The organism is Lactobacillus sp. M0396 (assembly GCF_016101625.1).
Taxonomy (GTDB): Bacteria; Bacillota; Bacilli; order Lactobacillales; family Lactobacillaceae; genus Lactobacillus; species Lactobacillus huangpiensis.
Genome location: NZ_JACFQE010000007.1, coordinates 36,071 through 52,168 on the forward strand (window position 1 = coordinate 36,071; position 16,098 = coordinate 52,168).

At 34.5% G+C, this 16,098-nt stretch carries 7 protein-coding genes and 1 pseudogene; 6 read left to right on the top strand and 2 right to left on the bottom strand.

Features of this window, described 5'->3' with window-relative positions:
- The first annotated feature begins 210 nt into the window (after window positions 1-210).
- The 3 genes from H3T43_RS08360 (at window position 211) to H3T43_RS08370 (ending at window position 9,257) form a co-directional block, all read left to right on the top strand.
- A complete protein-coding gene (locus H3T43_RS08360) occupies window positions 211-5,040 on the top strand; it encodes an SLAP domain-containing protein (RefSeq protein WP_198213915.1) in 4,830 nt (1,609 codons plus the stop codon).
- Window positions 5,041-5,327: 287 nt separating this feature from the next.
- The gene (locus tag H3T43_RS08365; RefSeq protein WP_198213916.1) at window positions 5,328-8,117 is read left to right on the top strand and encodes a TIM-barrel domain-containing protein; all 2,790 of its coding nucleotides are present in this window, start codon (window positions 5,328-5,330) and stop codon (window positions 8,115-8,117) included.
- Window positions 8,118-8,261: 144 nt separating this feature from the next.
- Window positions 8,262-9,257, top strand: a complete 996-nt coding sequence (locus tag H3T43_RS08370) for a tagatose 1,6-diphosphate aldolase (protein ID WP_187161120.1) — start codon at window positions 8,262-8,264, stop codon at window positions 9,255-9,257.
- A 53-nt stretch (window positions 9,258-9,310) separates the two neighbouring features.
- Here the strand turns inward: H3T43_RS08370 and H3T43_RS08375 are convergent, their stop codons facing one another.
- Entirely contained in the window at window positions 9,311-10,072 is a 762-nt protein-coding gene (locus H3T43_RS08375) for a MurR/RpiR family transcriptional regulator (protein WP_109585928.1), read from the bottom strand.
- A gap of 122 nt (window positions 10,073-10,194) precedes the next feature.
- Here H3T43_RS08375 and pfkB point away from each other — a divergent pair, with 122 nt between their 5' ends.
- The 3 genes from pfkB to H3T43_RS08390 all read left to right on the top strand — a co-directional run bounded on the left by pfkB (window position 10,195) and on the right by H3T43_RS08390 (window position 14,414).
- Complete coding sequence (gene pfkB / locus H3T43_RS08380; RefSeq protein ID WP_198213917.1) at window positions 10,195-11,124, top strand: 1-phosphofructokinase; 930 nt, start codon at window positions 10,195-10,197, stop codon at window positions 11,122-11,124.
- A gap of 1 nt (window position 11,125) precedes the next feature.
- Window positions 11,126-13,042 (top strand): fructose-specific PTS transporter subunit EIIC, encoded by a 1,917-nt coding sequence (locus tag H3T43_RS08385; RefSeq protein ID WP_198213918.1) that lies wholly within the window; start codon window positions 11,126-11,128, stop codon window positions 13,040-13,042.
- 682 nt (window positions 13,043-13,724) lie between these two features.
- Window positions 13,725-14,414 carry a hypothetical protein gene (locus H3T43_RS08390; protein WP_198213919.1) on the top strand — a complete coding sequence of 230 codons (690 nt, stop codon included), beginning with the start codon at window positions 13,725-13,727 and terminating at the stop codon, window positions 14,412-14,414.
- 97 nt (window positions 14,415-14,511) lie between these two features.
- Here H3T43_RS08390 and H3T43_RS09640 read toward each other — a convergent pair.
- A pseudogene (locus H3T43_RS09640) lies at window positions 14,512-14,625 on the bottom strand (IS3 family transposase); the annotation flags it as partial.
- Between the last annotated feature and the right edge of the window lie 1,473 nt (window positions 14,626-16,098).

Consider the following 16,098-nt stretch of genomic DNA (forward strand, 5'->3'; position numbering starts at 1 on the left):
TTCCTTTAAAATTCAGATAAGAAAACTATACTTCAATAGTTTAAATTGTTAATTTTTCTTAAAAAATAACAAATAATATATAAATAAAATTAAAGCATGGGTGGACAAGATATTAAAAATAGCTGTTTATTTATAGAACTAAAGATAATATAATATATTTGTAAAACGCTTTCTAGATAACAAATAATAATTAACAAAAGGGGAAAAATAATGTCGAAACAAAATAATTTTAATAATACAGCAAAAATAAGAAATAAGGACAGACATAATTCTTTTAAGCGAATTGGAGTGGGTGTTGCTTCAATAGCACTAACATCGATTTCTATTGGGATTATGTATTGTCCTTCTCAAGTTGTTAGTGCCAAGGTGGTTACTCATCAGTCTACAAAAAATAAAAAGCATGTAAAGAAGAATAAGAAGATTTTAAAAAAGGCTAGAAAAAATAAGAAATCAGTTTCCGTTATAAAAACTAAAAAAGTAACTAAAAAGATCATTGCTAACAATAATGAAACAATAGAAAACGATCAAAACAATGATACTAATAGTGAAACAATAGAAAATTCTCAAAACAATAATGCTAACAAACAAACTGAAGAGACACAAAGTAAAGTAAGTACTGATGAAACTGGTCAAAATGTCATTACTAGCATTGAAAAGAAAGATAAATATTTTGAAGTTACTTATACTAATGGACAAGTAGCACGACTATATGTATTAAGTCCAAAGATGTTTCGTTATTATATAGATCCCAAGAAAGAATATGGCGATCCTGAACAATCTCAAAAAGATTTAAATGCAAAAATGCTACAAGAAGATGCTTATGGAACGGGTGGATTAGAAGCTACAAAATATGAGGAAACTGAAAATGGTTGGAAGTTGTCAACTGGTACAATTGATATTAACTTTGATAAGACAGCGGGAACTATGAGCGTAAGTAAAGGAAATAGGGTGATTTTACAAGAGGATAAGCCAATTTCTATTACTGATGATTCAAGTACACAAACACTAAAAGACGATAAAGGTAGTAATTATTTTGGTGGAGGAACTCAGAATGGTAGGTTCAATCTGACCGGTGACAAAATTCAAATTGTAAATACCAATAACTGGGTTGATCAAGGTGTAGCGTCTCCTAATCCATTTTACTGGTCATCTAAGGGATATGGTGTCGTGCGTAATACTTTTGCACCAGGTAGTTATGACTTTGATAGCATGTCAGATGGAAATATAGCAACAACTCATAATGAAAATAGATTTGATGCAATTTATTTCTTTGATGACTCCTCTTACGACCTGATTCATGATTACCAAGAGCTAACTGGATTACCTGCTTTGACACCAATCTATGGTTTCTACGAAGCGCACCTAAACGCATATAACCGTGATTACTGGGTTGAAGTTCCCGAAGGAACTTCTGGTGCCATAAAATATCCAGATGGAAAATACTATAAGGAATATCAGCCTGCTGATCTTCCGGCTGATTTAAAGGATAAAGCAATTCGCGAAACTTTAAATGGTGAAAATGGAGGAACTAGTTATCAATTCAGTGCACGGGCAATGATTGATCAATATTTATCTCATGATATGCCCATTGGTTGGTTCTTACCTAATGACGGCTATGGCGCAGGTTATGGTCAAACTGACTCGTTAGAGGGCAATCTAGCAAATTTAGCAGAATTTATTGATTATGCTAATTCGAAAGGGCTGCAAGTAGGTTTGTGGACTCAGCAAAATCTATCACCTGTTGATCCTGCAAATCCTAAGCCTAGTGACCGCGACTTTGAAAAAGAAATTCAAAATGGTGTTACTGCATTAAAAACTGATGTGGCTTGGGTAGGTTATGGTTATTCCTTTGGCCTTAATGCAACTCAAACTGCTGCAAGCATGATTAACAAGATTAAGGGTGATCTTTTACGACCATTTATTATTACTGTGGACGGTTGGGCTGGTACGCAAAATACGGCAGCTGTTTGGACAGGTGATGAAACAGGAGGAGAATGGGAATATATTCGTTTCCAAATACCTACGTATATTGGATCAGGACTTTCAGGTCAACCTAACTCTGCATCAGATATGGATGGCATTTTTGGTGGTGAAAATCCAATTGTTAACGCTAGGGAATATGAATGGAAAGCATTTACTCCGATTCAATTAAATATGGATGGCTGGGGTTATAATCCTAAAAATCCATTTGCATTTGATGAAAATACTACTAATATTAATAGAGCTTACTTGAAACAAAAATCAATGTTAATGCCATATATTTATAGTATAGCTGCAGATTCAACTTTTGCTGGCAAGCCAATGGTTAGAGCAATGTTTCTTGATTACCCAGATTATCCTGAGGCCTACACTAATTTGGTAAAATATCAATATCTTTGGGGTGATAATTTCCTGGTTGCGCCGATTTATCAAAACACGGCAAGTGATGAAAAAGGAAATGATGTTCGTAATGGAATATATTTACCTGATAAAAACCAAATATGGATTGACTATTATACTGGAAAAGAATATCAAGGTGGTCAAGTTCTTAATGATTTTGCTGCTCCAATTTGGAAATTGCCTGTTTTTGTTAAGGCAGGAGCTATTATTCCAGTTGCACCAGCAACGAATACGCCAAAAGATTATCTAAATCTGAAAGAGAATAGACGTGAATTTGAAATTTATCCTTCTGGAAATAGTAATTTTACTGTTTATGATGATGACGGAATTTCTGCACAATACAAAAATGAAAAATACACACGAACTCAGATTCATTCTGCGCTAGATGGCTCTAAGCTGACAATTACAGTCGATCCTACAAAGGGTACTTATCAAGGTATGAATCCTAATAAGACTACAGAATTTGATATCAGAACTAAGTCTAACCCTACTACTATTACTGTTAAGATAGGTTCAAAGGATGTCAAACTACGGCAAGCAAGTGACCTAGAGGATTATCAGAAATCTACTAATGTTTATTTCCTAGATAATTCTTATTTAACAAATTCATATTTGAAAGATATGGGTGAAGGTCTTAAACAAAGCTTTTTACGTATTAAACTTGATAAAACTGATGTTACTCAAAATGGAATTGTAGTGTCACTTGACGGTATCAGTGAAGATGCAAATCCTGTAAATAAAATTCCTGATGAAAGCTCGGAAGTAAAAGTCCCTTCGGATATTAAACAAGATTCTGATAAGACTACACAAAATACTATTGCTATATCATGGACTCCAGTTGACGGAAGTCAAAGTTATAACTTAAAAGTTGATAATGTTTTGTATACTAACATTAAGAAACCGGAATTTATATTAACTGACCTAAAGCCAAATTCACAGCATACATTCCAAGTACAGACTGTAACTGAAACAGCTGTTTCTCCTTGGAGTGATATTCAAACATTTAAGTCAAATGAAGATGAACTTAAAAATGCTGTGAAAGTTACTTATGTCAATACAGAGTCAAATATTAAAGGTACTAATATCTGGCAATCTGGTACACCTGGTGAAAATTTATTTGACGGCGATCTAACTAGTCAAGCACATACCAATTGGTTTACATCGGGTCCAGAACAAGATGCTACACCAATGACTATTACAACTCATTTGGATGGAATTACTGATCTTGACCGTTTTGTTTATGTACCAAGAGATGATGGTGGTAAAAACGGCATGATAAAGGCCATGAATATTCAAACTAGCGTTGATGGCATTCATTGGAAAGAAGCAGGAAGTGGTTCAAACTGGTCTTATGATAAAGATAAAAAGGAAATAAAATTTGCACCTGGTACAAAGGCTTATTGGGTAAAATTTATAATCCCACAAAACAGCACATATAATAAATTTGTCTCTGGTCAAGAATTTTTGCTTTACAAAAAAGATGGTACTAAAGCTGTACTTCCTGGAGATATTAATAATGATGGCGTAATAGATGATAATGATGTAACTTCCTTGTCCAATTATGCGGGAGAGACGCGTGGTAAAGATAATGATTTTGATGGCTATGTTGAAAATGGTGATCTTAATCAAAACGGAATGATTGATGCGTTTGATATCAATTATGTTTTGACTCAATTAGGAAATCCACCAGCAAATATTGATGAAAGTGCCAAAGTTACCCCTTCAGGTAAGCTTACTATTTCTACAGATAAAAACAGCTATAATGAAGGTGATACAGTCACTGTAACTATTAGTGCAAGTAATTTGAAAAATGTCAATACTCTGTCTGCTAGACTGCCATATAGTTCGCAAGAATTAAAATTTGAAGGCATTCAAAATGGAAGCCTAACAGGAAGTATGACAAGTTTCTCTAAGAATAAGACTCATTCAGATAATAGCACGGATATATTTGTAATTTATGGTAATAGAGGAGAAGCACCACTGCTTAATGGTTATGGAACTGTTGCCACAATTAAGTTTACTGCGTTAAAACCATTGAACGGGAAAACTATTACTTTTGGTCTTAAAGATCAAATGCTGGTGAACAAGGGGTCTTTGGAATATGAGCCTGAAGATACTGAAGCAATTAGCATTAAAGTTAAAGAAAAAGCTGAGAATCAGCATAATGATACAGGTAACTCTGGCAATACAGGTAATATCACAAATAGCAATATCACTTCTCCAACAGCAAATACATCGGATCAGACAGAACCAAATAAGGACAAGGATAAAGAAAACACAGACAATAATAAATTTAAGACAAGTAAAGTCTTGATGCATAATGCATATATTTATGATGAAAACAGTCAAAGAAAAGATGAAAGTGTTCTAAAAGCTGGCTCTAAGGTAATGGTCCTTGGTAAAAAAGTGATTAATAATAAAGAATACTATGATTTAGGAAATAGTCGCTTTATAGCAGCTGGCAATATTGATGGATTGGATCGCAAACTTCGTCATAATTCATACATATACAATAGGAAGGGAAAGAGAGTAGGACATAAAGTTTTGAAAAAGGGTAAGAAAGTAGAAACTTATGGTAGTGCAATAAAGATAGGATTTAAGAAGTACTACACAATAGGTAAAAACAAATATGTAAAGAAAGTTAATTTCTACTCTATATAATATAAAAACTAAATTAAATCTATCAATTTTTTAATTACTTAAGTTCCTAAGCGACTAAAATGTTCCCCATAATTAGAATCACTAATTATGGGGTTTTATTTTTCTAACTAGTAAGAGAAAAAATGTTATGACAAAAACTTATCATAAATCTATTTATCCTTACGCAAATTTAGCTTATAATCAGCTTTATCAAACATTTTAAGAAAGATTAATTTTCTTCTAATATGAAGGAGGAGAGAAAAATTAATAAAGCAAGAGTTACACAAAAAAATGTAGAATCTGAAAATTTGAAATTGCAACACATCACTGAAGTAATTAGACAATCTGGTTATTTTGAGATCCACTATGCACATGGATTGACTGGTCGCCTCTACATACTTGATTCAAAAACATTCAGGTTATATATTGATCCAAGCCAGAAATTTCAAGAGCCAGAACAATCAGAAAAAGGATTGCATGCTCAAATTTTCTTGAAAGATATATATAGCGCCAAAGGAATGAATGCTACCAATCTCCATGTAACCAAAAAAGGCTGGCAAATTGATACAGGTGCAGTTGAAATCAATTTAGTTAAAAATGCCGCTACTATGAGTGTTACAAAAAAAGGTAGATTAATATTAAAAGAGGCACGGCCGATTGAACTGACAAATTCGGCAACTGTTCAAACTTTAATTGATCATAATAGTAATTACTTTGGTGGAGGCACCCAAAACGGCCGTTTCACACTAGCAGGAGAAAAAATCGAAATTGTTAATACCAATAACTGGGTTGATCAAGGTGTAGCTTCACCTAATCCTTTTTACTGGTCAACTGCCGGTTACGGTGCAATTCGCAATACTTTTAAGCCCGGACATTATGACTTTAATAGCAATTCGAACGACGAGATTACGACTGTTCATGAAGAAAATCGTTTTGATGCTATTTATTTCTTTGCCGACTCAGCATATGAATTGATTAATGCATATCATAAGCTGACTGGCAGGCCTGCCCTAACACCAGTTTTCGGTTTTTATGAAGCTCATCTAAATGCATATAACCGTGACTATTGGGTTGAGGTCAAATCTGATGAAAAAGGAGCTATCAAATACCCTGATGGCAAGTATTATCGTGAATATCAGCCAAAAGATTTACCGGCAGAATTAAAACCAAAGTCAATCAGAGAAACGTTAAATGGCGAACATGGTGGTATTTCTTATCAATTTAGTGCAAGAGCCATGCTAGAACAATATTTGCAAAATGATATGCCTTTAGGCTGGTTTTTGCCTAATGATGGTTATGGAGCTGGATATGGTCAAACTGATACATTGGCAGGCAACCTTAAGAATTTAGCTGAGTTTGTTAAATATGCTAATAGCAAAGGTGTTCAAGTAGGACTTTGGACCCAGCAAAATCTTGCCCCAGTAGATCCTGAAAATCCTAAACCAGATGATCGTGATTTTGAAAAAGAACTCGTTGCTGGTGTCACTGCACTTAAGACTGATGAGGCCTGGGTTGGTCATGGCTATTCGTTCGGCTTAAATGCCACTCAAAGTACTGCCAAGATGATTGCCAAAATCAAAGGTGATCAACTGCGACCATTTATTATTACTGTTGATGGCTGGGCAGGAACTCAAAATACCAGTACGGTTTGGACTGGAGACGAAGTAGGTGGTGAGTGGGAATATATCCGCTTCCAAATACCAACTTATATCGGCGAAGGACTTTCAGGGCAGCCTAATGTTGCGTCAGACATGGACGGCATTTTTGGAGGTCAAAAGCCAATTATTAACACTAGAGATTATCAGTGGAAAGCTTTCACCCCAATTCAATTAAATATGGATGGTTGGGGCAAGAATCCTAAAAACCCATTTGTATTTGGTGGTATTACAAATAAACTTAACCGTGCATACCTCAAACAAAAGTCAATGATGATGCCATATATTTATAGCATCGCAGCGCAAGCAACCTTTACCAGTAAACCTATGGTGCGTGCAATGTTCTTGGAATATCCTGATGTACCTCAATTTTATACTAACTTGGTTAGATACCAGTATTTGTGGGGAGAGAACTTCTTGGTTGCTCCGATTTATCAAGACACTGCCAGTGATGAAGTGGGTAACGATATCAGAAACGAAATATATTTACCAAATAAAAATCAGGTCTGGATTGATTACTTTACTGGTCAAGAATATCGTGGTGGTCAAGTAATTAATAACTTTGATGCACCATTATGGAAATTGCCTGTATTTGTTAAAGCAGGAGCAATCATTCCCGTAGCACCAGCGACGAATACACCTCAGGAATACCTTGATCTGAAAAAGCAGCGACAATTTATAGTTTATCCAAGTGGAAACAGCAGCTTTTCAGTTTATGAAGATGATGGCTTTTCTGCTAAATACCAGCAGGGCGAATATGCTCAAACCAAAGTAAGCAGTCATTTGCTGAACTCAGACCTGACTATCAAAATTGACAAAACCAAAGGTACATATGCTGGTTTTGATCCGGAAAAAGCAACAGAAGTTGATATCAGAACTAAAAAGGCACCGAAAGCGATCAAAGCTTTAGTAGGAAATCAAGAAATTAATTTGACTGAAGTAAATAGTATAGCTGAATTTCAAAATCAAGAAAATTGCTATTTCTTTGATCAAAACTACTTAGTTAACCCTTATCTAAAAGAATTTAGTACAGATTTAAATCAGACATTTTTGAGAATAAAAATAAGTCAAATTAATACTAGTCAAAACGAAATAACTAGTAAAATCGGTGGTATCGATATAAGTACAAAACCGGTTAACAGTTTGCTAGCAGAAGATGATTCTTTGACAACTCCGACTAATTTAGCACAAGATGATGAAAAAACTACTGCAGATTCCATCACGGTATCATGGCAACCTGTATCTGATTGCGATAGTTATCAGCTCAAAATTGACGATGTCTTATATACTAATATTAAAAAAGCAAGTTATACTTTAAGCAGCCTGAAGTCTGAATCTGAACATACTTTTGAGGTAAGAGCAGTTAAGGACTTAAAGGCATCTCCTTGGGGAACAAGATTTAACTGTAAAACTAAAAAAACTGACAAAGTTGAGCAGAAGTAATTTGCATAAAGCAAGGTAAATGTTTTCTGAATTATTTATAATTGTGAAAAAGTTTACTAAAATTCTTTCTTTTCTTTAAAAGGCAACTTTATCAGTATATAATAATAGTTGTGCGATTAAAGAAAATGTTAAAGGAGATATATAATGAAAACAATTTCTGCAGCAGTTGCCAAACATATGGCAAACTTGTCAACAACTGATGGTATAATCAGTGCTTTGGCAATCGATCAACGTGGCTCTTTGAAAAAGATGTTAGCAGAGGCCGCTAATAAACCTGCTGATGAAACAACTATTGTTGATTTTAAAAAAGCAGTTTCCAGTGAGTTGACTCCTTATGCTTCATCGATTTTGACTGACCCAGAATATGGTTTGCCAGCAACAAAAGTGAGAGATAAAAATTGCGGATTATTACTTTCTTATGAAAAAACCGGGTATGATACCACAGAACCTGGTAGAATGCCTGACTTAATTGCTAATCAGTCTGGATTAAGAATTAAAAATGAAGGCGGAGATGCCATTAAGTTTTTGGTTTACTATGATCCTGATGAAGGACAAGAAATTAATGATAAAAAGCAAGCTTTCGTTGAAAGAGTTGGTGCAGAAGCTAAAGCTAATGAATTACCATTCTTTTTGGAAGTTTTGACTTATGACGCAAATATCGCTGACGCTAAGAGTGAAGAATTTGCGAAAGTTAAAGCTGATAAGGTTTTGAAGACAATGAAAGAATTTTCAAAGCCTGAATATGATGTAACTGTACTTAAAGTTGAAATTCCGTTTAACATTAAATTTGTTGAAGGTTTTAATGGTGACAACAACGTTGTTTACACTCAAGAAGAAGCTAAGGATCTGCTTAAAAAGCAGTCTGAGATAACTGATTTGCCTTATATTTTCTTATCTGCTGGTGTAACCAGTGAAGAATTTATTGCTGAAATTAAAATGGCAGAAGAAGCAGGGGCTGACTTTAACGGTGTTCTCTGTGGTCGTGCTACCTGGAAGCCGGCTATCAAGCCATTTGCTGCTGAAAGTGAAACAGCCGGTAGAAAATGGTTAGCTACTCACGGCAAAGAAAATATTGAAAACTTAAATGAGGCTCTAAAGGGAGCTAAATCTTGGCGCGATAAGCTAGAAGTTGCTGAATAATTTTACCTATTAACTAAAAAGCTTTCTATACTTTGATTAGTATAGAAGGCTTTTTATTTGCTCTTGTAAAAATCGGTTCTAACTGAATAAGCATCACAAAAGATGCGGGTTATTATTTGTAGTGGTAGTCGCGATCTAACCTCATACTCGGGAAAATAATTGGTTTTAGATTTGTAGCCTATAAAGGATAAAGTTGAAAAAGGCAAAATGCTGCCTGAAGAATTAGTAGTAAAAGTCAAAATTGGGACTTCATTTTTATTTAGGGCTTTAGCTGCGGTAACCAATTCCTCAGTTTCTCCGTTAAGAGTAATAAAAATTACTAATGAATCTTTCTTGATCTTACAGGCAATCGTCTTAATAATATTTGGGTCTGAATGAAATTCGCAATATTTTCCAGTTAATTGTAATTTAACCATCATTTCGTGAGCAATTGATTCAGATAATCCACGAGCAAAGATAAAAACGATTTTAGCTTGTTTAGTCAGCGATATGCTGTCTTCAATTGTGCTGTAACTTAGGTTATGCAGCGTATTGTTCATTTCAATTTCGTTTTTAGTAATCACGCTTTTAATTTTATCGTCAGCATCATTTAACACACTAAAAGTAGAATTTGAATTGCTTTTTAGTTTCAAAGATTCGCGGTAAGAGGTGTAACCACTGTAACCCATTTTTTGCATGGTGCGCACAATTGTTGCAGTCGAGACATTTGCAAATTGACTTAGTTTTACTATCGACATATTGGCAATCTTTTGGGGATTATTTTCTACGATATTCCAGAGATGTAATTCTGCTGAGGAAAGTTCTTTATTTGGCATATATGTGCTCCTTTTGTAAATATTTTCCCATTAATTATAGTAAACGCTATCAATTTGGAAAAACGTTACACTTTTTAACTTCTATAATAATAATGCAAAAGGCAAAAAAAGGGGAGAAATCTTTGATTTACACAATAACGTTGAATCCAGCGATTGATTTGGTAATTGTAACCAAAAAGCTGGAACCAAAGGTAGTTAATAGAACTGAAAAATTTGAATTGCAACCCAATGGTAAAGGGGTCAATGTTTCGTTCGTTTTAAAGAAATTAGGCATTGACAGTGTAGCTACTGGTATTGGTGGCGGCTTTACATTAGATTATGTCATTTCAGGTTTAAAGGAAAAGGGGATTCAAACCAATTTCTTGAAGGTAAAAGATCCAACCAGAGTTAATGTTTTTACGGATGTTTTAGATGAAAAAACAGAGTACAAACAAGTTAACCCAGGTCCAGAAGTCAGCTTGGAAAAACAAAACCAATTTTTGGATTATCTTGAAAGCACGCTAACTAAGGATGATATGGTAGTTGTTTCCGGCAGTTTTTCTCGGGGAATTAAACCTCACTATTTAGTACAACTGGCTCAATTAGTTCAAAAACAGGGGGCAAAATTCGTAGTTGACAGTAGTTACCTTGAAGTAATCGATACTTTAAAATATCAACCGTTTTTACTTAAACCCAATGACGCAGAACTGTCAGCTTTCTTTAATTATGAGGGTGAAATGACAGACGAGAAAACAGTCGCTTTTGCTCAAAAGCTAGTTAAACTGGGTTGCCAAAATGTGTTGGTTTCTTTAGGTGCTAATGGAGCAGCTTTTATTAATGAACGGCATATCCTGTTTGCCAATGCTCCTAAAATACAAGTGGTTAATTCAGCTTGTGCAGGGGATACAATGCTTGGTACCTTCATTGCCTTTTTGGAAAAGAAAAAACCTATTAGTGAGGCTCTCAAAATAGCTGTAGCTGCAGGAAGCGATACGGCTAGTCGCACTGGACTGACAGATTTTTCTTTAGATAATTTATTACCACAAATTTCAGTAACAGAAAGGATGAATTAAAGTGGCTAAATATGATTTAGTTGGTGCAACTGGTTGTGCAACTGGCGTTGCCCATACGTTTATGGCAGAAGAAGCGCTGGAAAAAGCTGCAGAAAAGCTTGGCTATACCATCAAAATTGAAACACACGGTCAAACTGGTATCGAAAATAATTTAACAAGTGCAGAAATTGCAGATGCGCAAGCCGTAATTGTTGCCTCAGATATTGATGTTGGACTGGATCGTTTTGCAGGCAAACGCCTAGTTGTAGTTCCAGTTGCAAGAGGTGTCAAAGAACCAAATGATTTAATTAAGAAAGCATTAGCAGCTCCTATTTATAAAGAAGGACAAACAGCTAAAGGTGCAAATACTGATAATGTTGGGAATCAAAAACTGGGTAATAAGATTTATACATCTTTAATGAATGGTGTATCTCATATGTTGCCATTTGTTGTTGCCGGTGGGGTTTTGATAGCTATCTCTTTTTTCTGGGGAATTGATTCGGCTAATCCTAAAAGCAATGAATATAACCAATTTGCAGCAATGTTAAACACTGTTGGTAGTACGACTATGAACTTGATGGCTCCAGTTTTAGGAGCTTATATTGCTGAGGCTTTGGCTCAACGGACCGGTTTCGTAGTCGGCCTTTCTGCCGGCTTTATCACTTTTAATGGTGGCGGTGGCTTTTTAGGGGCCATCGTTGGCGGTTATCTGGCAGCAATTGTTGTTTTAGGATTGCAGAAACTGTTCCAGCCATTGCCTGATGATAAGTTTAGAGGATTGAAATCAATCTTTCTTTTACCAGTTATTGGAGTATTAATTACAGGATCAATTATGTACCTGTTAAATACCCCAATCAAAGCACTTAATGTAGGTCTAATGTCCTGGCTTAGAGGTTTTGAAAATACTAATCCTGCGTTGCTTGGAATTATTGTTGGCATAATGTGTGCAGCAGACTTTGGTGGTCCTATTAATAAGGCTGCCTATGTTACAGGGACGGTATTACTGGCTCAAGGAAACTACTACTTTATGGCAGGAGTTTCTGCTGCTTGTATTGCTCCACCACTTGCAACAGGTTTTGCTGTCTTAATGAATCCCAAAGCATATTCTAAAAGTGAAAAAGCAGCAGGTTATGTCAACTTTTTACTGGGATCAACTCATATTACTGAAGGTGCAATTCCATTTGCTGCTAAACACCCGTTATGGAATATCCCTGCTTTTATGATTGGTTCTTCAGTTGCGTCAGTTTTAACTTATATAACCAAGATTAGTGTACCTGCTCCTCACGGTGGCTTTATTGTTTTGCCATTAGTTAATAAACCATTCTTATGGGTATTGTGGATTCTGATTGGATCAGCTATTTCCGGCGCATTGCTAGCTCTAATCGCAGGCAGATTTGCTAAAAAAGATGCTTTAGCAACGGCTACTGACTCTACAATTGCATCTAGTGTTGATAAAACTAATCAACAAGCAGAAAACAAAGTAGAAAGTTTTGATCCGAGTGATATTCTTGATTTACAAAATATTAAAGTTGATGTTGATGTTGCAAGTCGTGAAGATGCACTCAAATATTTAGCAGATTTTGCCGTCAAAAACAACTTGGCTAATGACAGCGAAGCTGTTTACAATAGTTACGTTAAGCGTGAAAAAGAAGGCTCTACGGGGATGACGGACGGTTTTGCCATTCCTCATGCTCAGTCAGCAGCAATTGCCAAGTCTTCAATGATCGTTTTAAAACTCAAACAACCGATTGATTGGCAATCATTAGATGGTAAGAAGATTGATACGGTCATTTCTTTTCTGATACCACAAGTCGATAGTAATGCTCATCTGCAATACTTATCCAATACTGCCAAGCTTTTGACTCACGCAGACTTTATTGCAAAGTTAAAAGCAGCCAATACGCCTGCAGAAATTCAAAGTTTGTTTGAAAATAATTAATAAATAAAAAAGCATTAGGCTAAATGAAGTGAGGTCCGTAAGTTTTCTAACTTACGAACCTCATTTCGTTTGCACTTTTAAATTTTATAATCGAACCTATTCATATTAATTTACAGGTAGCTGCTATTCAAAAAGCACAAAAAAAGAAAGCATATTAATGCTTCCTGGTTTAAACAATTAGTCTTCAATCTTTTTTGCTTCATTTAATGCCTTCATAATTGAAGGGTTTTTTGAATGGCAATCTTCAAGCATTTGCAAATCTTTTTCGTCTAGTGTTACTTCGAACTTACTCATTCTGTAATTTCCTTTCTACCAAATTTTAAATTAACTATATCACTTTTATAGCATAAATATGCAAAGCTAGCTAATGTTTTTCATTTATGTTGCAAAAGTGATTTCTTTTTCTTTAAAGAGTGGTTTACAAACAAATGTTCTTAAAACCAATAATTAGCTTTGTGACCCTGTTCTAATTACATTTTTTGAATTAAATAGCAGTTAACTTTGTATTACAATTGTGACATTTTTAACAATTTAGGTAATTAATTCTTAAAGGTTGAGTGATATTCTTGTTATGATTCTGCAATTTTGAGGTAGTACCATATATAGTATCAAATTGAATAATATTTTACTATACTCAATTTGAGAAATATATTATAGATTTTTGTTTAAGGAGAGAATTTTTTTGAAGGTAAAATCTATCTTAGTTAAATCAGCAGCAGTAGCAGCATTATCTGCTTCAGGTGTTGCAATTATGACTAGCGTTAAAGCAAATGACGTTCAAGCAGCTACAGTAGAAAATGATGCAGCAGTTGTAACAGTTAACTACGTTGATGGCAATTCAATTCGCGTGTGGAACAGTTACAAACATCCTGAAGCTACTGGGCAAATTTTACCAAGTAATTCTTCTTGGAAAGTCATTAAAACTGCTTACGATAAAAAGGGTCACAAGTGGTATGACTTAGGCAAGAACCAATGGGTTAAGGCTAAATACGTTAATAAAGGCTATCATCCAGTAAATGAATCTCAAAACTTTGCAACTAGCAGTCAAACAGAAAACAGTACAGTTTCTAATGCTAATAATGTAGAAACTACGAATTATACTAACAATAATGCAGCTACAAATAATAATTACACAACTGCTTCATCTGATTCAGAGGCTGGAGCAAAGTCGTGGATTGCCAGTCGTGAATCTGGTGGCTCATACAGTGCACAAAATGGTCAATATATTGGTAAATATCAGCTTTCTGCTGCATACCTTAACGGAGACTATTCAGCTGCTAACCAAGAACGTGTTGCTAACAACTACGTTACTAATCGTTACGGCTCATGGGCAGCAGCTAAACAATTCTGGCAAGCTAATGGCTGGTACTAATTAGTTAGTCAGTTTAAAAACAGAATATTTAAAAAAGTAAGCAGACACTGGTTGAAAAACTGATGTGAACACTAAAATTAGGATACTTTATTAGTTGTTAATTGAGGACTAACTGCCGATATTTAATCGGAGTTAGTCCTTTTAGTTTGATCTTACTTCTTTTCTGATTGTAATACTCAATGAAGTCACTGATTACTTCTTTAAGTTCATTGAAATTTTCAAACTACTTTTCAAAACTGTAAAACATTTCATTTGAGTTTGCCGAAGAAACTTTCTCATTATTCCCTCATTATGAAAATTGCTTTTTCGTGCCGTTGATTGGCTAAAGACATGATTTTTGAGCTACTCTTGAAATTAGGTGCTTAAGTATTGTCAACTTGCTCGTTTTCCGAGGGCTTGCTCCTTAAAGTCATTTATATAAGTCTGGTCTAAAATAGCTAGGGCATGAGGTGCAATCATTGCTAGCAAGTAAACAATATTGGCCCTTCTAACTGGATAACTTCGATTTAATTCGCCAAAATTAATTTGATAAAAATGAAAAGTGATAGATTTCAACTTTAACTTGCTTAGATAGTTTAGCAAAAAATATCTCCTAAATTTAGAGGCCTTATTAATAAAACCCAATGCTTGTTTTTAATTTAGTTTGTGTAAATTAATTTCGTTTTAACAATGTATCTCCTATTTGTTAAGTCAATAATATAACCACTTTTAATACCTGCAATAGCTAGTTATTGCATTAACTGATAGAGCAGATTTCTAATAAAGCCTAGCACGTTTTTTGAAAATTTTGTTAGTTTTATAGTTTAATTACACCGCACTTCGTCAAAACATCCATGTGCTTTCGATATATATATATATATTTCAAAAACTGACTAAAAAATTATTTACTTTTGCACAAATATATAATAGTATAGATATATAACAGCTGTTATTATTAAGCTTGTAGGAGAAATAAAATGAACATATTAGTCGTAAGAATATTATTAGTTTTATCGGAAGTATTACTTTAGTTTTCCTTAGTTTATTTTGTGTCACTACTGTAAAGGCACGTACAACTAAATTTGGAACAGCACATAGAGGTGCATGGAGTACTGAAACTTTGAATGTATATTATCATGGTGGCGTATACTTCTATCCCCACTATGCTACTCATACTAAGAAAGGATTTGCAAAATATACTAGAGGGGGTAGGACCATCACAAAAAATAAAACTTCATCCGTTGGTAACCTTGGTAAATATCGTAAACACTACCCAAAATCTGAAAAAATTCAAGTTAAGATTCATTGCTGGGACAGCTTTAATCCGCATGCACCAAAAACGAGATTTTATTATAAGTTTAAATAATTTATTATTGTAAGTAAGGTTTTGATTTATTAGTGAATAAAAATGTTTTAAAGTCAACTGATTTTTGTTATAGCTTTTTGACGGAATTATTAAACAACATTGTAATTGCATTATATATTTTGAATAATCTTGCTCCCAAGTATATTCCTGGTACTTTGCAACTGATTTTTAATAGCAATATTCTTGTCCTATTTATCCCAATATTTCTTAACACTGTCACTCTTCTCTTCATGTATCACTTAGATGAAAGTACAAGAAAAGAGAAACAAGTGCGAATTATAGTTGGGTCAACAATACGACGAATGAAGTATCAAAGCCCGTCATTATTAATGATTACTA

Excerpts from the sequence above, each read along its gene's own strand:
- H3T43_RS08360 (WP_198213915.1), top strand. The coding sequence starts at position 211 with ATGTCGAAACAAAATAATTTTAATAATACAGCAAAAATAAGAAATAAG.
- H3T43_RS08375 (WP_109585928.1), bottom strand. The coding sequence starts at position 10,072 with ATGCCAAATAAAGAACTTTCCTCAGCAGAATTACATCTCTGGAATATC.
- H3T43_RS08370 (WP_187161120.1), top strand. The coding sequence starts at position 8,262 with ATGAAAACAATTTCTGCAGCAGTTGCCAAACATATGGCAAACTTGTCA.